The sequence below is a fragment of the Mechercharimyces mesophilus genome (assembly GCF_059818345.1).
The window spans coordinates 1,115,694-1,142,593 of record NZ_JCBAPH010000001.1 but is presented as its reverse complement, the minus strand read 5'-3'; the positions used below and the strand labels follow the sequence as shown (position 1 = coordinate 1,142,593).

18 protein-coding genes are annotated in these 26,900 nt (G+C 48.0%); 16 read left to right on the top strand and 2 right to left on the bottom strand.

Translation table 11 applies throughout. The features are described from left to right. Nucleotides 1-174: 174 nt before the first annotated feature. The 12 genes from AC6RGY_RS05745 (at nucleotide 175) to AC6RGY_RS05690 (ending at nucleotide 19,486) form a co-directional block, all read left to right on the top strand. Nucleotides 175-2,265 (top strand): SBBP repeat-containing protein, encoded by a 2,091-nt coding sequence (locus tag AC6RGY_RS05745; RefSeq protein ID WP_499860420.1) that lies wholly within the window; start codon nucleotides 175-177, stop codon nucleotides 2,263-2,265. A gap of 465 nt (nucleotides 2,266-2,730) precedes the next feature. Further along, on the top strand, nucleotides 2,731-4,815 hold the full coding sequence (locus AC6RGY_RS05740) for a DUF7948 domain-containing protein (RefSeq protein ID WP_499860418.1): 2,085 nt from the start codon (nucleotides 2,731-2,733) through the stop codon (nucleotides 4,813-4,815). 378 nt (nucleotides 4,816-5,193) lie between these two features. Beyond that, nucleotides 5,194-7,275, top strand: coding sequence for an SBBP repeat-containing protein (locus AC6RGY_RS05735; RefSeq protein ID WP_499860417.1), 2,082 nt, complete (start codon nucleotides 5,194-5,196; stop codon nucleotides 7,273-7,275). A 447-nt stretch (nucleotides 7,276-7,722) separates the two neighbouring features. Further along, a complete protein-coding gene (locus AC6RGY_RS05730; protein WP_499860414.1) occupies nucleotides 7,723-9,789 on the top strand; it encodes an SBBP repeat-containing protein in 2,067 nt (688 codons plus the stop codon). Nucleotides 9,790-9,898: 109 nt separating this feature from the next. Then, on the top strand, nucleotides 9,899-10,054 hold the full coding sequence (locus AC6RGY_RS05725) for a hypothetical protein (RefSeq protein WP_499860412.1): 156 nt from the start codon (nucleotides 9,899-9,901) through the stop codon (nucleotides 10,052-10,054). Between the two features lie 218 nt (nucleotides 10,055-10,272). Further along, nucleotides 10,273-12,351, top strand: coding sequence for a DUF7948 domain-containing protein (locus AC6RGY_RS05720; protein ID WP_499860410.1), 2,079 nt, complete (start codon nucleotides 10,273-10,275; stop codon nucleotides 12,349-12,351). 497 nt (nucleotides 12,352-12,848) lie between these two features. Next, a complete protein-coding gene (locus AC6RGY_RS05715; protein WP_499860409.1) occupies nucleotides 12,849-14,927 on the top strand; it encodes an SBBP repeat-containing protein in 2,079 nt (692 codons plus the stop codon). A gap of 524 nt (nucleotides 14,928-15,451) precedes the next feature. Then, a complete protein-coding gene (locus AC6RGY_RS05710) occupies nucleotides 15,452-16,192 on the top strand; it encodes a sugar phosphate nucleotidyltransferase (protein WP_499860407.1) in 741 nt (246 codons plus the stop codon). Continuing rightward, nucleotides 16,189-17,160: a dTDP-glucose 4,6-dehydratase gene (gene rfbB, locus AC6RGY_RS05705; protein ID WP_499860405.1), complete on the top strand. Its 972-nt coding sequence runs from the start codon at nucleotides 16,189-16,191 to the stop codon at nucleotides 17,158-17,160. Before AC6RGY_RS05710 ends, rfbB begins: the two co-directional genes overlap by 4 nt. After that, complete coding sequence (gene rfbD / locus AC6RGY_RS05700; protein ID WP_499860404.1) at nucleotides 17,157-18,008, top strand: dTDP-4-dehydrorhamnose reductase; 852 nt, start codon at nucleotides 17,157-17,159, stop codon at nucleotides 18,006-18,008. Before rfbB ends, rfbD begins: the two co-directional genes overlap by 4 nt. A 1-nt stretch (nucleotide 18,009) precedes the next feature. Further along, nucleotides 18,010-18,465 (top strand): dTDP-4-dehydrorhamnose 3,5-epimerase family protein, encoded by a 456-nt coding sequence (locus AC6RGY_RS05695; protein WP_499860402.1) that lies wholly within the window; start codon nucleotides 18,010-18,012, stop codon nucleotides 18,463-18,465. Nucleotides 18,466-18,505: 40 nt separating this feature from the next. Then, complete coding sequence (locus AC6RGY_RS05690) at nucleotides 18,506-19,486, top strand: CgeB family protein (RefSeq protein WP_499860400.1); 981 nt, start codon at nucleotides 18,506-18,508, stop codon at nucleotides 19,484-19,486. On the opposite strand, the gene AC6RGY_RS05685 is transcribed toward AC6RGY_RS05690, so the two are convergent. After that, entirely contained in the window at nucleotides 19,476-20,888 is a 1,413-nt protein-coding gene (locus tag AC6RGY_RS05685) for a UDP-N-acetylmuramoyl-tripeptide--D-alanyl-D-alanine ligase (RefSeq protein WP_499860399.1), read from the bottom strand. The two genes, AC6RGY_RS05690 and AC6RGY_RS05685, sit on opposite strands and share 11 nt — an antisense overlap. A 261-nt stretch (nucleotides 20,889-21,149) precedes the next feature. Here AC6RGY_RS05685 and cysC point away from each other — a divergent pair, with 261 nt between their 5' ends. Continuing rightward, nucleotides 21,150-21,701 carry an adenylyl-sulfate kinase gene (gene cysC, locus AC6RGY_RS05680; protein ID WP_499860397.1) on the top strand — a complete coding sequence of 184 codons (552 nt, stop codon included), beginning with the start codon at nucleotides 21,150-21,152 and terminating at the stop codon, nucleotides 21,699-21,701. Further along, nucleotides 21,698-23,119, top strand: a complete 1,422-nt coding sequence (locus AC6RGY_RS05675; protein WP_499860394.1) for an alkaline phosphatase family protein — start codon at nucleotides 21,698-21,700, stop codon at nucleotides 23,117-23,119. Before cysC ends, AC6RGY_RS05675 begins: the two co-directional genes overlap by 4 nt. 180 nt (nucleotides 23,120-23,299) lie before the next feature. Here the strand turns inward: AC6RGY_RS05675 and AC6RGY_RS05670 are convergent, their stop codons facing one another. Next, complete coding sequence (locus AC6RGY_RS05670; RefSeq protein WP_499860393.1) at nucleotides 23,300-24,640, bottom strand: sulfatase family protein; 1,341 nt, start codon at nucleotides 24,638-24,640, stop codon at nucleotides 23,300-23,302. Between the two features lie 231 nt (nucleotides 24,641-24,871). Between AC6RGY_RS05670 and AC6RGY_RS05665 the strand changes: the two genes are divergently transcribed. Together AC6RGY_RS05665 and AC6RGY_RS05660 are read left to right on the top strand one after the other, a co-directional pair. Beyond that, on the top strand, nucleotides 24,872-25,894 hold the full coding sequence (locus AC6RGY_RS05665; protein ID WP_499860392.1) for a CgeB family protein: 1,023 nt from the start codon (nucleotides 24,872-24,874) through the stop codon (nucleotides 25,892-25,894). Nucleotides 25,895-25,925: 31 nt separating this feature from the next. Then, nucleotides 25,926-26,888 carry a GDP-mannose 4,6-dehydratase gene (locus tag AC6RGY_RS05660; RefSeq protein WP_499860390.1) on the top strand — a complete coding sequence of 321 codons (963 nt, stop codon included), beginning with the start codon at nucleotides 25,926-25,928 and terminating at the stop codon, nucleotides 26,886-26,888. Nucleotides 26,889-26,900: the final 12 nt, after the last annotated feature.

Sequence of the window (26,900 nt, the reverse complement as noted above, 5' to 3'; positions counted from 1 at the left end):
CTTTTTTGTGGAGGGTAGTTGTTCCTTTTTTGTACGAGAGAAGGACCTGACAAAGTGAATTCGATCGACAGTAAATGTGGAGATGGGCTCTTTCTAGGCATATACACATTCCCGAACGGGGGGTCTCTTCATAGGATAAAGCATCTTAAGTGATATCCAATGGAGGGATAGGCCATGAAAAGAGTAGTCAAGAACGTATCATCAACTGGACGGTGGTTTCACCCCCGTGAGGAAATGAGAGGAAGTAGGAAGGAGTTTGTTGTCGAAGGGGAGGGTATCCAGTATACCTTTCTGCCCGAGGGAGTAAGGTTTACATTCAGTAAATCGACGGAGGTATTCTTACGGTTTGTCGGCGGTAAAGAAGATGTGTTGCCTCGTAAGGTGGCTTCATTAATGAAAAAGGAGCAAATCGTCTACGAGAGTGTGTGGCCGGGAATCGATATCGTTTTCTATGGACAGAATGAGCAGTTGAAGTATGATATCCGGGTTCATCCAGAAGCCTGTGTAGAAGCGATTCGATTGCGATATGAGGGTGCAGAAGACATGGGATTTAATGAACAAGACGACTTGTTGGTGCATACCCAAGAAGGGATTCTATGTGAGAAAAAGCCCGTCAGCTTTCAAGAAACAGCGCAAGGAAAGAGATCGATTCCGACCCACTTTCAGAGAAAGGAAGACGGTTGTCTTGGCTTTGACATCGAATCTGGAAAATACGATGCCTCTCGTCTACTGGTGATTGACCCGGTGGTGTTTTATTCGACGTATCTAGGTGGGTCTCAAAGTGATGTGGGGTTTGGGATTGCTGTTGATTCTGTGCGTAACGCGTATGTGACAGGAAGTACAAATTCACCAGATTTCCCTACTACGACGGGAGCATTTCAGACGGTGCTTACGGGGGGGAACGATGTATTCGTTTCCAAGTTTAGCAAAACAGGAAGCTCGTTACTTTACTCCACCTTCATTGGGGGGAGTGGTAACGATAGTGGAGGTTCCATTGCGGTTGATACTCTAGGAAATGTGTATGTGACAGGGGAGACATCTTCGGGTAACTATCCAACGACTTCGGGAGCTTTTCAACCCAGTATTGGGGGAGGTGAAGATGCTTTTGTATCCAAGCTGGATGTAACAGGGTCCTCCCTGATCTACTCTACTTATTTAGGAGGAATAGAAGACGATACGGGAAATGGCATTGTGGTGGATGCAATGAACAATGCCTATGTGACAGGATCGACCAGTTCGAGTGATTTCCCCGTCACTTTGGGTGCTTTTCAGACGATGTTACGAGGGACTCAGAATGCCTTTGTCACCAAGATGAACGCAGCGGGGACTTCTTTGGTGTATTCGACGTATTTAGGTGGAAACTTGTTTGATGCTGGAGGAGGAATTGCCCTCAATGCAAGTAATCAGGCTTTTGTGACTGGCGCGACAGCTTCGACCAATTTTCCTATCACTTCAGGAGCCTTCCAGATGACTCTAAATGGAGGAACGGATGCCTTTATCACGAGAATGAATTCTTTGGGATCTTCCTTGGTCTACTCCACTTTCTTGGGCGGGAATGCTGGAGATAATGGAACGGCTATCGATGTGGATGGAAGCAATCAAGCTTATGTGATAGGAACCACCTTCTCTACTGACTTCCCGGTTACCAACAATGCTTTTCAGACCCTTCGGAGAGGCACACAAGATTCGTTCGTGACCAAGTTGAATCCGACCGGGAGCAACTTGGTGTACTCCACTTATTTGGGCGGTGGTGGTGGTTCGGTTTTCGAACAGGGCTTAGGCATTGCTCTTAATTCGTTTGGGGAGGCATGGGTGACAGGACAAACCGATTCGACGAGTTTCCCCGTCACGTCAGATGCTTTCCAAGATAGCTTGGCGGGTAATTCGAATGCTTTTATTACCCAGATGAGTTTCTCGGGACAAGGAATTTCTTTTTCCTCATATCTAGGAGGAAATGAAAGCGAGATTGGTAATGCCGTTGCTGTTGATGATCAAGGGAATGCTTATTTTACTGGGCAAACTTCTTCTACGAATTTCCCCGTCACCTTTTCGGCCTTTCAAAGTCAATATGCTGGAGGAAATACAGATGCTTTTGTCACGAAAGTGGGACAGCAGACAGGCGTGACGGGTCCGACCGGTCCTACAGGAGCGACGGGTTCAGTCGGAGCGACCGGAGAAGCGGGACCACGTGGTCCAAGAGGGAGACGCGGACCGAGAGGCCCTCGGGGACCGCGTGGGATAGGTGGGGGGGAGTTGGGCGGATAGAGAGCGTATCTGGTTTCTACTAGCGGATCAGTGCCCGCCAGTGAATAGAAAGCTTTTTGATTACTATTTTACGTGATCGAGAAAGTCATCAGGGGTGTACATTTGGGCTGAGAAACAGATAGCCCGAGGTAGGAAACTCGACTCAGAGTTAATTCCTGTCTATTTGACAGAGGTTACTTCTTCCCGGCTGGTAGTACTTTTTTACAGTGGAAGAAGGTTGAGATTGACTGTGAATGGGCATGAGAAGGGTCACCTTGGATGAGTAGAAGAAGGAATCGGATGGGAGCAACCTCGTCCTCAGGGAGGATGGTTGCTCCTTTTTTGGTATGAGAGGAGTATCGGATAAGGTGGATTCAGCCCAACGAATGTAGATAGGGGCTCATTTTCGACGCATACGCCAATCCAAAAGGGAAGTCTCTTCATAGGATAAAGCATCTTGCGTGACATCCAATGGAGGGCTATGCGATGAATAGAATCAAGGATGTACTATCACCCAGACGGTGGTTTCACCCCCGAGAGGAAATGAGAGAAAAGAGGAAGGTGTTTGTTGCCGAAAGGGAGGGCATCCAGTACACCTTTCTCCCGGAGGGGGTGGGGTTTAGGTTAAGTGAATCGACTGAGGTTTTCTTACGGTTTGTTGGTGGTGAAGAAGGTGTGCTGCCTCAAAAGGTGGCTTCAGCAATGCAAGAGGAACAAATCGTCTACGAGAGCGTGTGGCCGGACATCGATGTCGTTTTTTATGGGCAACAGGCGCAGTTGAAGTACGATATCTTGGTTCATCCAGGATCCTATGTAGAAGAGATTCGATTGCAATATGAGGGTGCAGAGGACATTGTTTTAAATGATCAGGGTGACTTATTGGTGTATACCCAAGAAGGGATTCTATGCGAGAAAAAGCCCGTCAGCTATCAAGAATCAGCGCAAGGAAAGAGATCGATTCCGACCCAATTTCAGAGAAAAGAAGACAGTTGCCTTGGCTTTCATATCGAAGTCGGCACATACGATGCTTCTCGCCTACTGGTGATTGACCCGGTGGTGTTTTATTCGACGTATCTGGGTGGTTCTCAAACTGATGCGGGAAATGGGATTGCTGTTGATTCTGCACATCGTGCCTATGTGACAGGAAGTACAAATTCGTCAGATTTTCCTACTACCACGGGTGCCTTCCAGACGGTGTTTGCAGGTGCCAGCGATGTATTTGTAACCAAGTTTAGTGAAACGGGAAGCTCGTTACTTTATTCCACCTTCATTGGAGGGAGAGGTAGCGATATGGGAGCCTCTATTGCTGTTGATACTATAGGACATGCGTATGTGACAGGGGAGACAGATTCGACCAACTATCCAACGACGGCTGGGGCTTTTCAATCCAGTATTGCAGGGGGGCAAGATGCCTTTGTTTCCAAGTTGAGTGTAACGGGAGCCTCCCTGATTTACTCTACTTATTTAGGAGGAATAGAAGACGATATGGGAAATGGCATTGTGGTGGATGCGACGAACGAAGCTTATGTGACTGGAGGGACCCAGTCTGCCAATTTCCCAGCCACTTCCGGTGCCTTTCAGACGATGTTGCGAGGGATTCAGAATGCCTTTGTCACCAAGGTTAACATAGTGGGGACTTCCTTAGTGTATTCGACGTATTTAGGAGGAAACACGATTGATGTTGCAGAAGGTCTTGCCCTCAATGGAAGCAAGCAGGCTTTTGTGGTTGGTACGACAACTTCGCCCAATTTCCCCATCACTTCAGCAGCTTTTCAGACGACCCTAAGTGGAGGAACGGATGCCTTTATCACGAGGATGGATTCTCTGGGATCTTCCTTGATTTATTCTACTTTATTAGGTGGAAATTCCACGGAGAATGGAACGGCTATCGATGTGGATAATGGCAATCATGCTTATGTGACAGGACTCACCTCGTCTGTTAACTTTCCAACGACCATCAATGCTTTTCAGACCCTTCTGAGAGGCGCGCAAGATGCGTTTGTGACCAAGTTTAATCCGATTGGAAGCAATGTGGTGTTTTCCACTTACTTGGGTGGTGGTGGCGGTATGACATTTGAACAGGGATTAGGCATTGTGCTCACCTCGTTTGGGGAGGCATGGGTGACAGGAGAAACCGATTCTATGATTTTCCCTGTTACGTCAGATGCTTTCCAAGACAGCTTAGCTGGGAATAGGAATGCTTTTATCACGCAGATAAGCTTTTCGGGACAAGGAATTTCTTTTTCCTCGTACCTAGGAGGAAATGCCAGCGATTCTGGAGTTGATGTTGTTGTGGATAATCAAGAGAATGTTTATATTACTGGATTAACGACTTCTGCTGACTTCCCCGTCACTTTTATGGCCTTTCAAAGTCAATTTGGTGGAGTTACAGATGCTTTTGTTACGAAAGTGGGGCAGCAAGTGGGACAGATGGGTCCGACCGGTCCAACGGGAACGACGGGTCCAGTTGGAGCAACCGGAGAACAAGGACCCCGCGGTCCAAGAGGAAGACGCGGACCGAGAGGCCTACGGGGACCAAGTGGGATGGGGGAAGGAGAGTTGGGAGGATAGAGCGGAACGGGTTCTACTGGTGCCTCATATGATCAAGGAAGTTATCAGAGGTGTGCATATGAGGCAAGAGATAGAAAGCGAGGGGTAGGATCTATTCCTTGTTGATGAGGCTTTTTTATAGCGAAAGAAGGTCAAAGTTGCCTGTGAAAGGGCACGAGATGAGTAACGTTAGATGAGCAAAAGAAACAATTGGATGGGAGCAACCCCGTTCCTCTTCTGTGGAGGGTGTTGTTCTTTTTTTGAGAAAAACCTGCCAAGGTTGATTCAGCCTCTAGCGATTGAAAAGATGCTCTTCCTATAGGTGCATACACAAACCGGAAAGGAATGTCGATTCATAGGATAAAGCATCTTAAGTGACATTTAATGGAGGGCTATGCGATGAAAAGAGTCAAGGATGTTTCATCACCCAGGCGGTGGTTTCACCCTCAAGAGAAAAAGGAAGAGAGGAAGACAGTGTTTGTTGCCACAGGGGAGAGAATCCAGTACACCTTTCTGCCCGAGGGCGTAAGGTTTACAATCAGTGAATCGACCGAAGTGTTTTTACGGTTTGTCGGTTTGGATAAAGAAGTGTTGCCCCGCAAGGTCACTTCACCAGGAAGAGGGGAGCGAATCGTTTACGAAGGGGTATGGCAGGGCATCGATGTCGTTTTCTATGGACAAGAAGAACAGTTGAAGTACGATATCCATGTTCATCCAGAGGGCTGCGTAGAAGAGATTCGGTTGCAGTATGAAGGTGCGGAGGACATTGCATTAAATGAACAAGGCGACTTATGGGTGTATACCCATGAAGGGGTTCTACGCGAAGAAAAGCCCGTCAGCTATCAAGAGACAGTGCAGGGAGAGAGGAGGATTCCAACCTGCTTTCAACTGAAAGAAGACGGCACCATTGGCTTTTACATTGAAGCCGGAACGTATGATGCCACCCGCCTGCTGGTGATTGACCCGGTAGTGTTTTATTCGACGTATCTGGGTGGATCTCAGAACGAATCGGGGGAAGGTATTGCTGTTGACTCCGCTCGTCGTGCGTATGTGACAGGGAGTACAAATTCGACGGATTTCCCAACTACGACAGGGGCTTTTCAAACGGTATTTACGGGTGCGAGCGATGTTTTTGTTTCGAAATTAAGCAGAAATGGTCGTTCATTACTTTATTCTACCTTCCTTGGGGGAGATAGTGGCCAGAGTGGGGCTTCCATTGCTGTTGATACCACAGGAAATGCGTATGTGACAGGGAGGACAACGTCGACAAACTATCCAACGACACCAGGAGCTTTTCAACCCAGTATTGCAGGGGGGCGAGATGTTTTTGTTTCCAAATTGAGTGCAACGGGAGTCTCCCTGATCTACTCCACTTATTTGGGAGGAGACAGTATGGATACGGGAGCCGGAATTGTGGTGGATGCAACCAACAATGCGTATGTGACAGGAGTGACCATGTCGAGCGACTTCCCCGTCACGTCGAGTGCCTTCCAGACGATGTTACGAGGGTCTCAGAACGCCTTTGTCACTAAAGTCAATGCAACGGGGACTTCTTTGGTGTACTCAATGTATTTAGGTGGAATAAATTTTGATGTTGGGACTGGAATTGCTGTCAATTCGAGTAATCAGGCTTTTGTGACTGGCACGGCTTCTTCGATGAATTTCCCTATCACCTCAGGATCTTTCCAGACGGTTCTAACCGGGAGGAATGATATCTTTATCACGAGGGTCAATGCCAGTGGATCTTCCTTGATTTACTCCACTTTCTTGGGAGGGACTTCTCTAGAGAACGGAGGGGGGATCGATGTAGACGGTGGCAATCATGCTTATGTGACGGGAAGCACACTGTCTGCTGACTTTCCAACCACCAACAATGCTTTCCAGACTCTCTTGAGAGGTACACAAGATGCGATCGTGACCAAGCTGAATCCCGCCGGAAGCAATCTGGTGTACTCCACTTATTTGGGTGGTAGCGGTACAGCTGATGTCGGAAGTGGCATTGCCCTCAACTCGTTTGGAGAAGCGTGGTTGACAGGACAGACGAATTCCACCGATTTCCCAGTTACCTCAGATGCCTTCCAAGACAGCCTAGCTGGACTAAGTGATGCTTATATTACGCAGATGAGCTTCTCGGGACAAGGAATTTCTTTTTCCTCGTACCTAGGAGGAACGAATCTTGATTTTGGCAATGAAGTGGCCGTGGATAATCAAGAGAATGCTTATGTTACCGGGCAAACTTCTTCTACCAATTTTCCTGTTACGTCTGACGCCTTTCAAAGTCAATATGCTGGAGGAAATACAGACGCTTTTGTCACGAAAGTAGGGCAGCAAGTGGGTGTGACGGGTCCGACGGGACCAACAGGAGCGACGGGTTCAGTAGGAGTGACTGGAGAAGCGGGACCTCGCGGTCCAAGAGGAAGGCGTGGACCGCGAGGACCACGGGGACCGCGTGGGACGGGTGAAGGAGAGTTGGGAGGATAGAGTGCATCGGTTTTTATGAAGGTCTCCATTTAGTGATTTCGCTAGGTGGAGAAGCTGTCGATGAAGGTAAGGGTGAAAGCTCGTCCTAAGAGTGATTGGAAGATGGGGCGATTGAGAGATCTGAGTCGTGGATCAGGTAGCGATAGGAGATGCCACCGCCCATCAACCATAATATGGAAAAACCTACCACGCTTGAACTGACTATTTTCATCGGGATCGTGTGGCACCAACCATGCGGGTTTTCTACGAGGGGAGTGGCAGAAACAAAATCGATGAGAGCAATCGCTTTCCTTATGGGAGGGTGGTTGCTCTTTTTTTGAGAGGGGAGTATCCCATCTGTATTTCGGATGAGGAAATGCTCTCTTTCTAGGTAAATACACATTCCCAAAAAGGGCGTCGCTTCATAGGATAAAGCATCTTAAGTGAGATTCAATGGAGGGCTATGTCATGAAAAGAGTCAAGGATACTTCATCACCTAGGCAGTGGTTTTACCCCCGGGAGAAAAAAGAAGAGAGGAAGACAGTTTTTGTTGCCGAAGGGGAGAGAATTGAGTACACTTTCCTGCCAGAGGGCATAAGGTTTACGCTTAGTGAATCGACCGAGGTGTTTTTGCGGTTTGTCGGTGGAGATGAAGACGTGCTACCCCACACGGTCGATTTACCGGGGCGAGAGGAGCAAATCGTCTACGAGGGCGTGTGGCCGGGCATCGATGTCGTTTTCTATGGACAGCAGGAGCAGTTGAAGTACGATCTCCGGGTTCATCCAGGAGCTTGTGTAGAAGAGATTAGATTGCAATATGAGGGTGCGAAAGATATGGGGTTAAATGAGCAGGGCGACTTATTGGTGTATACCCACGAAGGGATTTTGCGCGAAGAAAAACCTGTTAGTTTTCAAGAAACAGCTCAAGGAGTAAGAGAGATTCCAACCCATTTTCAGCTAGAGGAAGAGGGTTCCATTGGTTTTCATATCGAAGATGGAACCTACGATGCCTCCCGCCTATTGGTGATTGATCCGGTGGTGTTTTTTTCGACGTACCTAGGGGGATCTCTAACCGACCTAGGGAATGGGATCGCTGTCGATTCTGCACGTCGTGCGTATGTGACGGGACTAACCACTTCGTCCGATTTTCCTCTCACTACAGGTGCATTCCAGACGGTGTTTGCGGGTGCCAGCGATGTATTCGTATCCAAGTTTAGTGAAACAGGAAGCTCGTTATTTTATTCTACTTTCATTGGAGGGAGTGGTAGTGATTTCGGATCTTCCATTGCTGTTGATACTCTAGGAAATGCGTATGTAACAGGGGAGACAGATTCGACAAACTACCCAACGACGGCAGGGGCTTTTCAACCCAGTATTGGAGGGATGATAGATGCTTTTGTATCTAAATTGAATGCTGCGGGGAACTCTCTAATCTACTCTAGTTATTTAGGAGGTACTGGCAATGATTCCGGAATGGGTATCGTGGTGGATACAATGAGCAATGCCTATCTGACAGGCGCGACCGATTCGGTCGATTTCCCCACCACTTCCGGTGCTTTTCAGACGATGTTAGGAGGCTTTCAAAATGCCTTTGTCATCAAGGTGAACGCTACGGGGACTTCCTTGGTGTATTCGACGTATTTAGGTGGGAACAATCTGGATACTGGAAATGGAGTTGCCCTCAACACAAGTAATCAGGCTTTTGTGGTTGGCAACACAAATTCGATCAATTTCCCCACTACTTCAGGAGCTTTTCAGACAACGATAAATGGAGGAGTAGATGCCTTTGTAACGAGGATTAATTCTCTTGGATCTTCCTTGATCTACTCCACTTTCTTGGGGGGGAATACCTTTGACATTGGTTCAGCTATTGATGTCGATGGGAGCAATCAGGCTTATGTAACAGGAAGCACCCAGTCTACTGACTTTCCGATTACCAACAATGCTTTTCAGACACTCCTGCGAGGCATGCAAGATGCGATCGTAACCAAGTTGAATCCCACCGGAAGCAATTTGGTGTACTCCACTTATTTGGGGGGGAGCGGTATCGGACCTAACGATCAAGGGTTTGGCATTGCACTCAATTCGTTTGGAGAAGCATGGGTAACAGGAAGAACGAATTCCACCAATTTCCCTGTTACCTCAGATGCTTTCCAAGATAGCTTAGCTGGAATAATCGATGCTTTTATTACACAGATGAGCTTTTCGGGACAAGGGATTTCTTTTTCCTCGTACTTAGGAGGGACAGATGCTGATATTGGAAATGATGTGGCGGTGGATAATCAGGAGAATGCTTATATTACTGGAGAGACTTCTTCTACGAACTTCCCCGTTACCTCTGTGGCCTTTCAAAGTCAGTATGGAGGAGATACAGACGCTTTCGTCACGAAAGTGGGACAGCAAGTAGGTGTAACAGGTCCGACCGGTCCAACAGGAGCGACCGGAGAAGCGGGAGAGCGCGGTCCAAGAGGGAGACGCGGACCGAGAGGACCGCGCGGACCACGTGGGACGGGGGGAGGAGAGTTGGGCGGATAGAGTGCAGCGGTTTCTATGAAAGTCTTCACCTAGTGAAATTAAGTTTTCGCTAGGTAGAAGGTTGCTGTTGAAGATAAGGGTGAAAGCTCACCCTGAGAGTGATAGGAAGATGGGCGAGCGGTTACTCTTTGAGAGACGCTGGGTCGTGGATCAGATAACAATAGGAGATGCCGCCGCCCATCAACCAGGCGCGATAGAACCTGATGCACTCATGTTGACTGCATTCATGGGGTGTGTGACACAAAATCTTGTGGGTTATCTATAAGGGGAGTAGAAAATACACTCTGATGAGAGCGACTGCCTTCTTCTTATGAGGAAGGTGGTTGCTCTTTTTTTATGAAAGAGAGAAGGATCACGTAAGGTTGATTCAACCGATAGCGAGTGAAGAAGGGAGGCATCTCTTTCTAAACACCTACTCGTACCTAAAAGGATGTCACTTCATAGGATAAAGCATCTTAGCTGATATCCAATGGAGGTTTCACCATGAAAAGAGTCAAGAGCGTATCATCACCCAGACGGTGGTTTGACCCCCGAGAGAGAAAAGGAGAGAAGAAGACGGTGTTCATTGCTGAAGGAGAGGGCATCCAGTATACCTTTCTCCCGGAGGGGGTAAGGTTCACACTTAGCGGGGTAACCGAGGTGTTTCTGCGGTTTGTCGGTGGCTGTGAAGATGTGCTTCCCCAAAGGGTTGATCTACCGGAGCGAGAGGAGCAGATCGTCTACGAAGGCGTGTGGCAGGGCATCGATGTCATTTTCTATGGACAGCAAGCGCAGTTGAAGTACGATATCCGAGTTCATCCAGGAGCTTGTGTAGAAGAGGTTTGCCTGCGATATGAGGGTGCGGAGGACATGGACTTAAATGAGCAAGGTGACTTACTGGTCTATACCCACGAAGGAGTTCTACGCGAAGAAAAACCCGTCAGTTTTCAAGAAACAGCGCAAGGAGTAAGAGAGATTCCAACCCATTTTCAACGAAAGGAAGACGATTCCATTGGCTTTCACATCGAAGCCGGAACCTACGATGCCTCCCGCCTGCTGGTGATTGACCCGGTGGTCTTTTATTCGACGTACCTGGGTGGATCACAATCCGATGTGGGGAATGGAATCGACGTTGATTCGGCACGTTGCGCGTATGTTACAGGTTCCACCGGCTCTACTAATTTTCCTATCACTACCGGTGCGTTTCAGACGGTATTTGCGGGAGCGAACGATGTCTTTGTATCCAAGCTTAACGAAAGTGGTCGCTCATTGCTGTACTCCACCTATATTGGAGGGACTAGAAACGATGGGGGATTTTCAATTACGGTGGATGCCATCGGAAACGCGTATGTGACAGGGCAGACATTTTCGACGAACTATCCAACGACGTCAGGTGCTTTTCAACATAGCATTGCAGGGGGAGGAAATTCTTTTATTTCCAAATTGAGTGAAACGGGAGCTTCCTTGATCTACTCTACTTACTTGGGAGGAGGAGGTCCTGATTTGGGATATGACATTGTGGTGGATGCAACGAACCATGCTTATGTGACAGGACAAACGTTTTCCATCAATTTCCCTGTCACGTCGGGTGCCTTTCAGACGATGTTACGGGGGATTCAGAATGCCTTTGTCACCAAGGTGAACGCAGCGGGGACTTCCTTGGTGTACTCGATGTACTTAGGCGGAAACTTAATCGATATTGGGTTTGGAATTTCCCTCAATGCGAGTAATCAGGCTTATGTGACAGGACAAGCGTTTTCCACCAATTTCCCTATCACTTCAGGAGCCTTTCAGACGATGTCGAGAGGGGTGCGGAATGCCTTTATCACGAGGGTGAATTCTTCTGGTTCTTCCTTGATCTACTCCACATTCTTGGGTGGGAGTGCAACAGACGAAGGAAGGGCGATCGATGTCGATGGGAGTAATCAGGCTTATGTGATAGGAACCACCGCTTCTACTGACTTTCCAACGACCAACAATGCTTTTCAAACTCTCCTGCGGGGCTCGCAAGATCCGTTCGTGACCAAGCTGAATCCTACCGGAAGCAACTTGGTGTACTCCACTTATCTGGGTGGTAGCGGAACTTTCGAACAAGGGTTAGGTATTGTACTCAACTCGTTTGGAGAGGCATGGGTGACAGGACGGACAAACTCCATCGATTTCCCTGTTACCTCAGATGCTTTCCAAGACAGCTTGGCTGGTAATTCAGATGCCTTTATTACACAAATGAGCTTCTCAGGTCAAGGAATTTCTTTTTCCTCGTACCTAGGAGGAACGGATCTTGATATCGGTAATGATGTTGCCGTGGACAATCAAGAGAATGCTTATCTTACTGGGCAAACTTCATCCATCAACTTTCCCGCCACTTCTGTGGTTTTTCAAAGTCAATTCGGAGGAGTCGCAGACGCTTTCGTCACGAAAGTGGGTCAGCAAGTAGGTGTGACTGGTCCGACCGGTCCAACAGGGACGACCGGTTCAGTTGGAGCGACCGGAGAAGCGGGAGGTCGTGGTCCAAGAGGGAGACGTGGACCGAGAGGCCCACGGGGACCACGTGGGACCGGGGGAGGAGAGTTGGGCGGATAGGAATAGCGGTTTCGCATGAAGGTTTCTACTAAATGAAACTAAGTTCCATTTAGTAGAAGAATGCCATTGAAGATAAGGGTGAAAACTCACCCTAAGAGTGGCTGGAAGATGGGCGAGCGGTTTCTCCTTGAGAGACTCTGAGCCGTGGATCAGGCAGCGATAGGAGATACCGCCGCCCATCAACCAGGCGCGAGAGAACTGATACTCTCAGATAGTCTACTTTAGGTGGTCCATTTTCATATGGGCGTGTGGCACCAACCAAGCGGGAGCTCTATAAGAGGAGTAGAAGATAGACACGAATGGGAGCAACCTTCTTCTTGTTATGTGGAAGGTGGTTGCTCTTTTTTTATGAAAGAAAGGAGGATCACGTAAGGTTGATTCAACCACCAGCGAGTGAAAAAGGGAAGGAATCTCTTTCTAGGCAGTTACACGTACCCAAAAGGATGTCACTTCATAGGATAAAGCATCTTAGGTGACATCCAATGGAGGGCTATGCCATGAAAAGAGTCAAGAACATATCATCACCCAGGCGGTGGTTTCACTCCGAAGAGAGAACAGAAGAGAAGAAGACGATGTTCATCGCTGAAGGAGAGGGTATCCAGTATACCTTTCTGCCAGAGGGGGTCAGGTTCACACTTAGTGAATCGACCGAGGTGTTCCTGCGGTTTGTGGGTGGCGGTGAAGGTGTGCTTCCCCACAGGGTCGATCTACCTGAGCGAGAGGAGCAGATCGCCTACGAGAGCGTGTGGCCGGGCATCGATGTCGTTTTCTATGGGCAACAGACGCAGTTGAAGTACGATATCCGGGTTCACCCAGGAGCTTGTGTAGAAGAGGTTTCCCTGCGATATGAGGGTGCGGAGGACATGGGCCTAAATGAGTTAGGTGATTTACTGGTATACACCCACGAAGGAGTTCTACGCGAAGAAAAACCCGTCAGCTTTCAAGAAACAGCGCAAGGAGTAAGAAAGATTCCAACCCATTTTCAGCGAAAGGAAGATGGCTCTATTGGCTTTCACATTGAAGCCGGAACCTACGATACCTCCCACCTGTTGGTGATCGACCCGGTGGTGTTTTATTCGACGTACCTGGGTGGATCGCAATCCGATGTGGGGAATGGGGTCGCTGTTGATTCGGCACGTAGCGCGTATGTGACTGGAGCAACCAATTCGACTGATTTTCCGATAACTACAGGTGCGTTCCAAACGGTACTTGTGGGAAGCAATGTCTTTGTATCCAAGTTTAATGATAGTGGTCGCTCATTGCTGTACTCCACCTATATTGGGGGGACTATGATCGATAGTGGACTTTCCATTACGGTGGATGCCTTAGGAAATGCGTATGTGACAGGGATGACATCTTCAACGAATTATCCAACGACGTCGGGTGCTTTTCAACCCAGTCTAGCAGGGGGAAACGATGCTTTTATTTCCAAATTGAGTGTAACGGGAGCTTCCTTGATCTACTCCACTTATTTGGGAGGAGTGGCGGACGATGTCGGAAATAGAATTGTGGTGGATGCAACAAACAATGCGTATGTGACAGGATCAACGGGTTCCGCCAATTTCCCCGTCACTTCGGGTGCCTTCCAGACGATGTTGCGAGGGATTCAGAATGCCTTTGTCACTAAGGTGAACGCAACGGGAACTTCTTTGGTGTACTCGATGTTTTTAGGCGGAAACGTATTGGAAATTGGAAATGGAATTGCCCTCAATGCGAGTGATCAGGCTTATGTAACAGGGGTCACTGTTTCTACTGACTTTCCGGTTACTTCAGGAGCCTTCCAGATCACTCAAAATGGCGGAAACGATGCCTTTATCACGAGGTTGAATTCTTTCGGCTCTTCCTTGATCTACTCCACTTTCTTGGGTGGGAGTGCATCAGAGGGAGGTACGGCTATCGATGTCGATGGGGGCAATCAGGCTTATGTGATAGGTTCCACCAACTCTACTGACTTTCCAGTTACCAACAATGCCTTTCAGACTCTCTTGCGAGGCGCACAAGGTGCATTCGTGACGAAGCTGAACCCCACTGGAAGCAATGTGGTGTACTCCACTTATTTGGGTGGTAGCGGATCTGCCGATCAAGGGTTTGGTATTGCCCTTAACTCATTTGGAGAGGCATGGGTGACAGGAGTAACGGATTCCACCAATTTTCCTGTTACCTCAGATGCTTTCCAAGATAGCTTGGCTGGTGGAAGGGATGTTTTTGTCACACAGATGAGCTTTTCCGGACAAGGCATATCGTTTTCCTCGTATCTAGGGGGCACTGAAAACGATAGAGGAAATGATGTGGCCGTGGACAATCAAGAGAATGCTTATCTTACTGGGGAAACTCCATCTACGAATTTCCCCATCACCTTTGCGGCTTTTCAAAGTCAATTTGGAGGAGGGGCGGACGACGCTTTTGTCACGAAGGTGGGACAGCAGGCGGGTGTCACCGGTCCGACCGGTTCAACAGGAGCAACCGGTTCAGCTGGAGCGACCGGAGAAGCGGGAGAGCGCGGTCCAAGGGGAAGACGTGGTCCGCGAGGCCCACGGGGACCACGTGGGGCAGGTGGAGGAGAGTTGGGCGGATAGAGCGTAGCGGTTTCTATGAAGGTCTCCACTTCGTGAAATTAAGTTTCGCTAGGTAGGAAATAAGGGTGAAAGCTCGCCCTAAAGTTGTTGGAAGATGGGCGAGCGGTTTCTCCTTGAGAGACTCTGAGCCGTGGATCATGGAACGAAAGGAGATACCGCCCGCCCATCAACCAGGCAGCGAGAGAACCTGCAACTCCCATGCTGGTTGCTTTCATCCGGGGCGTGTGGCATCAACTATGCGCGAGAGAATCTGAAACTCCCATGTTATCTGCTTTCATCCTGGGCGTGTGCTACCAACCATGTGGATGAGATGCCACCCGAAGACGAATGAAAGCAGCTTTGTTCGAGTCGATGTCGAATGGGACTGCTCTTTTCTTTGATTGGTCTCCTCTAAAGTGGCAAGGTTCATGGCAGACAAAGAAGAAATTCACCTAAATTTGGGCGTCTATCGGATACGCAAATCTCCCCTGGCGAATACCTTATGAAGGACCAGCGTTTTGCTGAGAAGAGGGGAGGGAGTACGTGTGAAAGGCGTCGTGTTGGCAGGAGGAACCGGTTCCAGGTTATACCCATTGACAAAAGTGACCAATAAGCACCTGCTTCCGGTGGGTGGTTATCCGATGATATACCATCCCATTATGAAGATGGTACGTGCCGGCATCGAAGAGATCTTGATTGTCACGGGTGTGGAGCACATGGGGGATGTGGTGCGCCTTCTCGGAAGCGGACAGAAAATGGGCGCAAAACTAACGTATAAGGTGCAAGATCAGCCGGGTGGGATCGCCCAAGCGCTGGCGCTCGGACGGGAATTCGTGGGAGAGGAGCGCGTCCTCATCATTTTGGGCGATAACCTTTTTGAAGATGAACTTCATCCTTATGTGAAGAAGTTTCGAGAACAAGCGATGGGTGCACGCTTACTTTTGAAGAAAGTAAAGCATCCGCAACGGTTTGGGGTAGCGGAAATTGCCGACAACAAGATCCTCTCCATCGAAGAAAAACCTTTGGTACCGAAGAGTCACTATTGCGTGACAGGCATTTACTTTTACGATCCGCAAGTCTTTCCCTTTATTGATCAACTTTCGCCCTCGAAGCGAGGAGAGTATGAAATTACGGATGTGAACAATTTGTATATTCAGCATAGTCTATTAGCATATGACCTGTTGCAGGGTTGGTGGACGGATGCAGGGACACCTGACTCGCTTCTGCGTGCCAATCAATACGCACAAGGAGTGAAGTATGAAGAGTTACAGGAGGGATCCGTGTGACGAAGACCCTATTGGTCACCGGAGGATGTGGCTTTATCGGCAGTCAATACATCGCTTATTTATTAGAAAATGAGGCGAACGTCCATGTCATCAATGTGGATGCCTTGAAGTATGCTGCCAATCGGCGAAATGTGGCCAGATATGAAAGTGATCCGCGCTATCGGTTTTTTCACGTGGATTTGGCAGATAAGAGCGAGGTGATGCATCTTTTTCAGCACGAGATTGATGAAGTGGTTCACTTCGCGGCGGAAAGTCATGTGGATCGCAGTATCCAGGCTATGGACCCGTTTGTTGCTTCCAATATTCAAGGGACGACAAACCTCTTAGAAGCCGTACGCAGGTCCGGCATAGAGCGCATGGTTCATATCTCGACGGATGAGGTGTATGGCAGTATTTCTGTCGGCAGTGTGGGAGAAGAGGCGCATCTCAATCCCAAAAACCCTTATGCGGCAACCAAAGCCAGTTCCGATCTTCTCTGCCTCGCCTGCGCGCATACGTATGAGCTACCAGTGGTCGTCACACGCTGTACCAATAATTATGGTCCACACCAACACCCGGAGAAGTTGATACCCAAATTGATCTTAGCGGCATTACAGGACCAGCCTCTTCCGCTGTATGGAAATGGACTTCAGGAGCGGGATTGGATTCACGTGCGGGATCATTGCGCGGCGGTGGATCGTGTACGCAGAGCGGGTACCCTTGGGGAAATCTATCATATTAGTGCCAGACAAACGATGCCGAATCTGGAGATTGCCAAAATGATCTTGGATCAATTGGGCAAGCCTCATCGCTTGATTCAGTTTGTTGCTGATCGACCAGGCCACGATGTTCGTTATGCCCTCGATCCAAAAAAGATCGAAGAGCAGCTGGGATGGAAGCCACAAATTCAGTTGGAACAAGGATTGAAGGAGACGGTGGCTTGGTATCAAGAGCAATACCATTGTGATGAAACGAGGGATATCCGTTGAAAATCTGGGTAACCGGTGCCGATGGGCAGCTGGGACGCGAAGTGGTACGGTATTTTTCCATTCATCACGAGGTAAAAGGATTTTCACGTAATGAGTGGGATATAACGCAGCAGTCACAAACCGATGCGCTGTTTGCACAAAAAGAGGTAGCCGATACGTTGATCCATTGTGCTGCTTACACACAGGTAGATGCGAGTGAGAAACAGGCAGATCTCGCACACCGGGTGAATGCAGAGGCGACGCGTTCTTTGGTCGAGGCATGTGATCGACGGAAGGTAAAGATGGTTTATATCAGTACGGATTATGTATTTGCGGGAAATAAAGATTCGGGTTATATAGAGTCTGATCCCCCTGCTCCAATCAATGTTTATGGTAGAAGCAAGCGTGCGGGAGAAATTTGGGTGGAAAGTGGTTGCCCGCACCACATCATCGCGCGTACGGCTTGGCTCTATGGGAGTGGCGGTCAGCATTTTGTAGCGAACATTCTGCGCCAAGCAGAGGAAAGAGGGCGGTTGCAGGTGGTGGGTGATCAAGTCGGATCTCCTACTTATGTGGGCCATCTGATAGAGAAGTTGGATCAACTTTTGCAAGAAGAAGCGAGTGGACTTTTTCATGTGGCAGGGAGCGGGTCCTGTTCGTGGTTTCAGTTTGCGCAAGAAATTGTAAAGATTATGGGGCGTGAAGATGTAAGGATCGAGTCGATCACCTCACAGCAGTTGACCCGAGTGGCTCCGCGTCCGCAGTTCTCTATATTGCGTTCCATCCGCTTACCGGAGTATGCTTTATCTCCTTGTCCGCATTGGCGAGAAGGGTTGAGAGCGTATTTTATGCAAGAGGGGAGGGAGTAACATGATCAATGGAGTGGTGGTAAAAAAGTTAGAGAAGTATTGTGATGACCGTGGCACCTTTATGGAAATCGTACGTGACGACGAGGGTTTGTTGGAGCGATTTGGGCAGGCATCGGTTTCGATGTCTTATCCTGGGGTGATCAAAGCGTTTCATTATCATGAAGAACAAGACGATCTCTGGTACTTTGTTTCAGGCAATGCACAAGTGGTGTTACATGATCTGCGTCCGAAATCTCCCACTGTAAGGGAGACGAATGTCTATTATTTAGGAGAAGAGAATCCGTCTATCGTTCTTATCCCCAAGGGAGTGGCACATGGATATCGCGTTTTGGGAGAAAGACCCGCCACGATCGTTTACTTTACCACGCAGTCCTACAACCGCACAGCGCCAGACGAAAAGCGAATTCCGTGGAACGATGGTGCCATTGGTTTCGACTGGCAGACCTCGTTTCGCTAAGCACCCAAGGTGCGTCGATTTTGCATGAGGAGGGGAGAGAATGAGGGTTCTTTATATCGCTTCTTCCATCAAGCGTCCCTTTGCTTTTCTGGACAAGGCGATTGTACACGGATTGAAACAGCTTCGTATTCAGGTAAAGACCCTGATGGTGGATAAAGATTTCAAAAAAAACTTGATGACATCGGTAAAAAAAGAGAAGCCCCACCTTATTTTGGTGATGCTGGGATGGAAGTTGAAAGAGAAGCAACTTCGCGCTTTAAACCGGGTCTCCATTCCGAAAGCGATTTGGTATACCGACGATCCTTACGCAATTGATCGAGCGGTGAAAACATGTCGTTACTTTGATGGTGTATTTACGATCGATTCAGCCTCTATTCCTACTTATAAAAAGCGAGGGTGTCGTCATGTATACCATTTGCCACTGGCAGCTCCCTATCCATTTTTCAAACCTCGCTTGGTGCCAGCAAGATACCGTAGTCAGGTATTGTTATTAGGGATGTCATTTGATAATCGGAAACAAGAGATTCGTGGTCTCATGCCACTCTTGCGGAAATACCACACTTTGTTGGTAGGGCCAGGCTGGGACAAGGTCGTCCTCAGAAAGGGCATCTCTCCGAAAATCGTCAATAAGTGGGTTACGCCGACGGAAGCGATGCGATACTACAATGGGGCGAAAATTGTGCTCAATATTCATCGTTCTTCCGATGACTCATTCTTAAAGTTGAATACGTTGCAGGTGCCGGCTGATACCCCCAATAACCGCTTATTTGAAGTTGCCTCCTGCTCTGCCTTTCAATTGGCTAGTTTTCGCAAGGACTTACCCCGATTTTTTCGTTTGCCAGATGAAATCGTTGCTTATCAGGAGTTGAAGGAATTGGAGGACCTCATTCCTTACTATTTAGAGAATGAAGAGGAGCGTGAGCAGGTGGCGAAAAATGCTTATGAACGAACACTAAATGAACATTTGTATGAACATCGCTTGCGTGAATTAATCCAGATCATGCGCAGAATTAGGGGTTAGCTGGACGCTTACGGTTGGCACGCAAGCGATTGACGATGTCTTCGAAAAATAGATTCCGTGAAGCTTTAAAGTAAGCGATGGCTCCCTCGGGCATCTCTTGTTCCAGATAGCGAAGGGCATGCCATTTCATCTCGAAGTGTTGAATCGATTTTTCTGGATAGCCATGAATTTTTGCGCTTTTTGCGATCTCTTGAGCTTTTGGACCGACGGTAAGCAATTGATCGGGTTTTGTTTGGGCGACCACTCTCCCTACTCTGCGATGCCCGGATACGGAGAGACTTCCCAACTCACTCATCTCTCCTAACACGGCGATGGTGTGGCGACCCCGTGCAATTCGCTTTAGGACCTGTAATCCGACGCTCATGGAAGTGGGATTGGCATTATACGCATCGTTAATGAGGAGCGATTGGTTGATGCCACTAATTTGTTGCATGCGCATATAGGGAGGGCGATAATACGTGTTGATTCCTTTTTGAATCGCACTGGGTGTCATTTTTAGGTGAGTAGCGACCGCAATAGCTGATAAAGCGTTATACACGCTGTGTTCTCCATACATGGGGATAAAGTAGGTGTGATTACGTACCTTAAAGCGCATACCTTTAGGTAGAAACTCAACATGTGTCGCTCTGAGACTTGCGGGATTGTGAATGCCGATGGTAAGGATCTTTCCACGAAATTGTTTGGTGTTTAATTTTTTGCTTCCTTGATCATCCGCGTTGATGACCAATACGCCACCTGGGGTAATACCGTCAACCAGTTCTTGCTTTGCGCGTGCGACGTTGGCAAGAGAACTACCCAGGCTGCCGACATGCGCTTCACCAACGTTGGTGACGATGCCGATCTGGGGTTTAGCGGTTAGGCATTGACCTTTGATGTTTCCTAAGCTGGCCATTCCCATTTCTAAGACGGCTGCCTGATGACGTGGTTGCAAATTAAATAACGAATAAGGGATATATTGAAAAACATTAAGGTTGTCGACGGATTTCATCGTAATAAAATTCTGACATAAAATGCCCGTTAACAGCTCTTTCGTCGTGGTTTTCCCTGCGCTTCCTGTTATACCGATGAAAACAGCTTTGGATTGAAGGCGGTGCCACTTGGCTAAGCGATAAACGGCAATTTTTACATCATCGACGACAACAACGGGGTGGTGTTTGGGTACACGCGATGCCCAATTTTTTGGGACGATAATACCTGCGCTCCTTTTTTTCCATAAGCTATTAAAGTTGCGGTTATTATCTGTAGAAGGAATGATTTTAGAAGGTGAAAAGAAGAAGACGGTGTGCGAGTTGAGATGTTGGGTTCCTAGATAGAGTGCGTGTGCTACAGGAGTATCTTTGGCACCGCGTATCAGACGTCCGTGGATGATGTTCGTTAGTTGTCCAAGAGTCATGGGGTACATCGCTTTCACTCCTATAACTTCGATGTAAGCTATATCATTATATGTGAGTAGATTTTGAAAGTGCTAGGCTAGAATCCCTTCTTACTGGAGGATGGACAGTCCCCTAGCCAATGGAGAAGAAGGAAAAGCACAGGCTGAATCTCGCTGAGATGGATGAGAGTTAAAAGCGATTAGAAGGGATGAGCATGGAAGCTTGCTAGTTTTCCAAAAGGGATCGGTAGACTAGAAGCGGGATCAAAAATGGTAAATGAGGTGGAGGCAATGGGGAATTCAGGTATGACTTTATGGCTGACTGGTCTTTCAGGAGCAGGAAAGACGACCATCGCGTGTGAGGCAGAAGAGATTCTTAGACAGAGGGGGGTACGTGTACAACGACTCGATGGCGATATCGTTCGTATGGGATTGACGAAGGATCTTGGATTTTCTAAGGAAGATCGCATCGCCAATGTTGAGCGGGTGGCCTATGTGTCACAACTATTGACACAACACGATGTGATCGTGCTGGCTTCCTTTATTTCTCCTTATCGTCAGATGCGAGAGCATTGTCGCCAAACCATCTCTCCCTTTGCGGAGGTTTATGTCAAGTGCTCCCTTAATCGCTGTGTCGAAAGAGATGTCAAAGGATTATACAAGAAGGCGATTAAAGGGGAGATTCAGGAGTTTACGGGCATAAGCGACCCTTATGAAGAACCTCTTGATCCAGAGTTAGTGATTGAAACAGAAAAAGAGACTCCTCAAGCAAGCGCACAAAAGTTAATTCACTATCTAGAGGATGAGGGAGTGATTCCGCGCGATCAGGGGGGACAGAAGTGAATGACAAGGAGAAGAAGGTACTGGTCATTGGTTTGGATTGTGCTGATCCAGAGTTGGTATTTGACCGATATATAGACGATCTTCCGCATATGAAACGCTTGATCCAATCCGGGGCATCGGGTCGATTGCGGAGTACCGATCCACCGATTACCGTTCCCGCATGGGCTTCTATGGTGACAGGAAAAGATCCGGGACAGCTTGGGATTTACGGATTTCGTAACCGCACGGGCTATGGGTATGATTCGATCGGCATTGCAGATGGTTCATCCCTTACCGATGCGACGGTGTGGGATATATTAAGTAAACACGGCTACCCATCGATTGTGATGGGCGTCCCCCCTTCTTATCCTCCAAAGCCAATAAACGGTCATTTGATCTCCTGTTGCCTCACTCCTGATCAAAACAGCCATTATACCTATCCTGCTTCCTTAAAAGGAGAGATAGAGCGTGAATTAGGAAATTATCATTTTGATGTGGAAAATTTCCGCACGGCTGATTATGAGCAATTGCTCGCCTCTATTTATGAAATGACCCGTGCTCGCTTCCAGACGGCCCGTTATCTCTTGAAAGAGAAACCATGGAACTTTTTTATGATGGTTGAGATGGGAACGGATCGCATTCAGCATGCATTTTGGCAATTCATGGATGAAAAACATGTCTTTTATCAACCCTCTAAGTATGCGGATGCCATCTTTCGTTACTATCAATATGTAGATCAGCAGATCGGTGAATTGCTGGCCTCCATTCCAGAAAACCCATTAATCTTGGTTGTGTCTGATCATGGTGCCAAAAGAATGGATGGTGGGTTTTGTATTAACGAATGGTTGATAAAAGAAAAGTTTCTCAAGCTGAAAAAAAAGCCTACCGTCCCGGGGCCCCTTGCCTTAGACCAAGTAGATTGGCCTCGTACGAAAGCTTGGGGATATGGTGGGTATTATGGGCGCATCCATCTGAATGTAAAGGGACGAGAGCCGGAAGGAAGCGTGGATAAGAGTCACTATGAACGTGTGCGGAATCAGTTGGTCAAAAAGTTGCGGTCGCTAAAAAAGGATAATGGGGAAGCTTTCCCAACGACGGTTTTTAAGCCGGAGAATCGCTACCGCGAGGTGCGAAACATCCCGCCTGATTTAATCGTATACTTCGGAGATCTCTACTGGCGCTCGCTCGGTCAAGTCGGGACGCGCACCATTTTTACACAGGAGAATGATATGGGACCTGACGGAGCCAATCATGATTATGAGGGAATCTTTGTCGCTTCGTGGAAGAACAATTCGCCACGTGTGGATGGAGGAATGAAGCTAAGCGGTTTACAAATCGCCGATGTGGCACCCACGTTGTTAAGTGAATTTGGCATTAAGCCGCTACCAGAGATGGTAGGAAAGGTGATTCGAAGTTATCAGCGGAAGGGAAGCGTATGAGCTTATTTGGTAGGGGAGTAGGGAAAATGACAACTGACAGGGTGTCCCATCTATAAGGGGACACCCTGTCAGTTTAAGAGAAAGATAGGTTTTGATCACTCATCTCCACAAATAGACGGTCACTAAGTATGGGATAGGTTCCCGTTAGTGACCGTCTTTATCTATCATTTGTCTATCCTCTTAGTACCCCAACTCCGTTAACCTCTTCTTTACCTTTTCTTCCTCGCTGGCGGTGAGAGGGTGAAGGTGTTCTCTTGTCCCGATCCGGAGGGGGTCTTTGTGTCTGTACTTTTTTAACATGTGAACAACCCAATTGCTCATTTGGCGATGGAGGGATTTGCGTATATAAGGCAATTCTTGTGCGAGGTTTTTCGTTTCACCCGGGTCATCTTTTAGGTTATATAGCTCGAAGCGAGGGTTGCCATATGCATCTTTACCGAATGCTTGGATTAACTTCCATTGTTGGGTGCGAATCGAACGTTTTATATGCCAGTTGGCCTCGCACGAAACCACAAAGGGATGGATCTCTTGTCTTTGCCCTGTGATCAAGGGAGTGAGTGGTTTTCCATCCAAACGTCCTAATCGTTTGGGTGGCCGTATATTGGCCAGATCGAGGAGAGTAGGAAAGATATCGGCTTGTTCGACGAGTGCGGGAATCCGTTTGTCGGCAGGAAGTTTTTTCGGATAGGTGAGAATGAGCGGTACATGAATCATCGTATCGTATAGTCCATGGTGGTTAAAGTAGATTTGATGCTCGCCCATTCCCTCTCCGTGATCAGCTACCAGCAGAATAAGGGTATCTTCAAATATGTCTAGGTCTTTTAACGTTTGTACAATTTCCCCGATGGCACGGTCCACTTGCGAAACGGTTTGATTGTATTGGGCGCGGATATAGTCGGGGTTATTGGTCTCTGCGTTCCATTCTTTGACGTAACTATAAAGGGGTTCTCGCATCACTTCTTTCAGCTGGAAGTGATCGTCTCGCATCCGATCGACGGTGATCGGGATATCCGATGTTGGACGATAGGGATAGTGAGGATCCCAATAATGCAAGAACAAAAAGAAATCTTCTTTATCATAATGCTCTTTGATCCATGGAATGGCATGTTCGTTAATTTCACTGGCTTCTGTTGTTAAATGGGTGGATCGTTCGCGAGCAGGGTCAATATATGTTTGGTACCCGCGGGTGAACCAGAGATTGTCTTCGCCTGTAATGCGATAGTTGCAATCAATGGCTGCTGTTTGATAGCCCCTGTTGCGAAGCAATGAACTGAGAGGGAAAATGTTTCTGGGGATGGGGCGCGGTTTCATATTCACAATGCTATGTTGATAAGGATGTTTCCCACTCATCATGGTAACGAAAGCACTCTGCGTCACATTGTTTTCAGCGATGAGATGTTCAAACAGGACCCCTTCTTCCGCGAGCGCATCCATGTGGGGGCTTAAGTTGCTCGGGTCGGCTCCATAGCATCCGAGCCGGTCTTTGCGCAAGGTATCAACGGCAATCCAGACGATTTTCAACCACTTACACCTCGCTTAAGTTACTATTTCTCCTATACACCCACTATATGTAGGAGTTCCGCTGTGTGTGCTTTATCTTACTGAATGGATTTAGATCGCTCCTTCTCTCCCTCTAATTCCTTCTCCCGGGACAGGAGCCGCTTTTGCCTCTTAAACCGAACCCCCCCTCTGTTAGAGAAATAAAATAGGGAATGATCATCCTATTGGAAAGCGGTAGAGAGCAGGTGAATCATGCGTTTATTCTATCTCTCGTCGGGGTGTGGATTTATTTTTCGGCGTGATCTGGCGGACGAAGATCAGGGCATTATCTCCGCATTACGAAGGATTTCCACACAAGATCCTACTTTTCAGTTCGCTTCTTTCCTCCTCAAGCATGAATCGGAAAAGAAGCTTCTCCAGCGGATTCATACCTTTCAACCAGATATTATCCTCGCTTTTCGGGGGTTACGTTTAAGTTCAGCGACGATCGCTAAGATCAAAGAACGAACATCCGCTCCGATTGGGGTATGGATTGTGGATGACCCTTATCGTTTAGAGAGGCACGAAGAATTGGTAAAGCCCTATGATTATGTGGTAACGCAAGATGCTGCCAGTGCCCCTTTTTATCGGTCACTTGGAAAGCCAGCGACTCCTCTCGCACTTGCTTGTAATCACAGGAGGTATCACCCCACCCGGGTGTCACGGAAATACCACTATGACCTCTGCTTTGTTGGCAGTGCGTTTCCCGCACGACTGCGGATCTTTGATCAACTTGCTCCTTATTTGCGCCGTAAGCGCTTTATCATCATTGGACAGTGGTGGGATCAGCTGAAGAACTATAAGGCTTTGCGTCATTCCATCTATAATCGTCCCATTCCGCCTAAGGAAGTGATGAAGTACTACAACGGTTCGAAGATCGTATTGAACATCCATCGCACACCCAATGATCGCCAAGAAAATCATCAGAGGTTGCCTGCGGTTACTCCCAATAGCCGCACCTTTGAAATAGCTGCTTGCCGCTCTTTTCAGCTCGCCACCTGGCGCCATCAAATGGATCAGTATTATCGGTTGAATCGTGAAGTGGTGACGTACCGGGGAGTGGAAGATCTCAAGCGGAAAATGGATTATTATCTCACCCATGAGAAAGAAAGAAAAAGCATTGCCCGGCGTGGCTATAGACGAACATTGAACAGTCACTGCTATGACCACCGCTTACTCCAATTGCTCCAGAAGATGGAGAGCTATTTAGAGCGGAGGAAGAGAAAGCTTTCATAGCGTACTTGAGGGAGTGAAGGGGGGAGTGGTCGTGGAAAAACAGCCGCTGATCTTCATCGCAGGAGTGAATGGGTTTGTTGGAAAACACCTTGTTTCCTATTATGCGAAGCGCCATTTTCGCGTAATAGGAATCGGTCGACGGAAGAGATCCCCCTTTTTATCAAAGGGTGAATACACACCATGTGACCTTCTTGATCGAGCCCGTGTGGAAGAAGTGGTGCAGCACTATCAACCGGACTATATGATTCATTTGGCTTCCGAAAAGCAGGTTTCACTCTCTTATGAGAAGCCCCTAGGCTCGTTTCAAACCAATGTGCTGGGTACGCTGCACTTATTGGAAGCGGCCCGCTTAGTAGAAGGTAAGCCAATCCAAGGAATACTCGTCGTCGGGACGAGTCATGAATACCGTGGAAGTGTCGTCGGGGAAGCAGGTAAGTTGACGGAAAGCTCGGAGATTGCCCCACACAGTCCTTATGGGCGAAGTAAGCAAATACAGACACAGGTGGCACAGATGTATGCAAAGTTATACGATCTTCCCATCATGATTGCCCGCACATTTAATCTCGTGGGACCGGGAACGACGGGAGGAGTTGGTCATTACCTCACGCAAGAGGTGGTCGCCATCGAACAAGAACGAAAAGAGGCTCAGCTGATCCTCGGCGACAAAGTAGAGCTTCGTCGTGACTTTTTAGATGTGCGTGATGCGGTCCACGCTTATGCTTGTTTGCTGGAACAGACGAGAATAAGAAATGGAGAAATTTACAATGTTTGCCGTGGTGAACACACGTCCATTGCGGAGCTGGTTGCATTCTTTCAGAAGCAGAGTCGCCATCCTTTTCGCCTTCGCTTAAATAAGAGCCGTAATCGGGGAGAGGAACCATCCGTGATTTGTGGTGACAATGACAAAATCTGTTCTGAAGTGGGATGGAAACCTGAGATTCCGTTGGAACGTTCGGTGATGGATATGTTGAATGAGTTAAGAGAGTCGTCATAGTGAATACAGGTT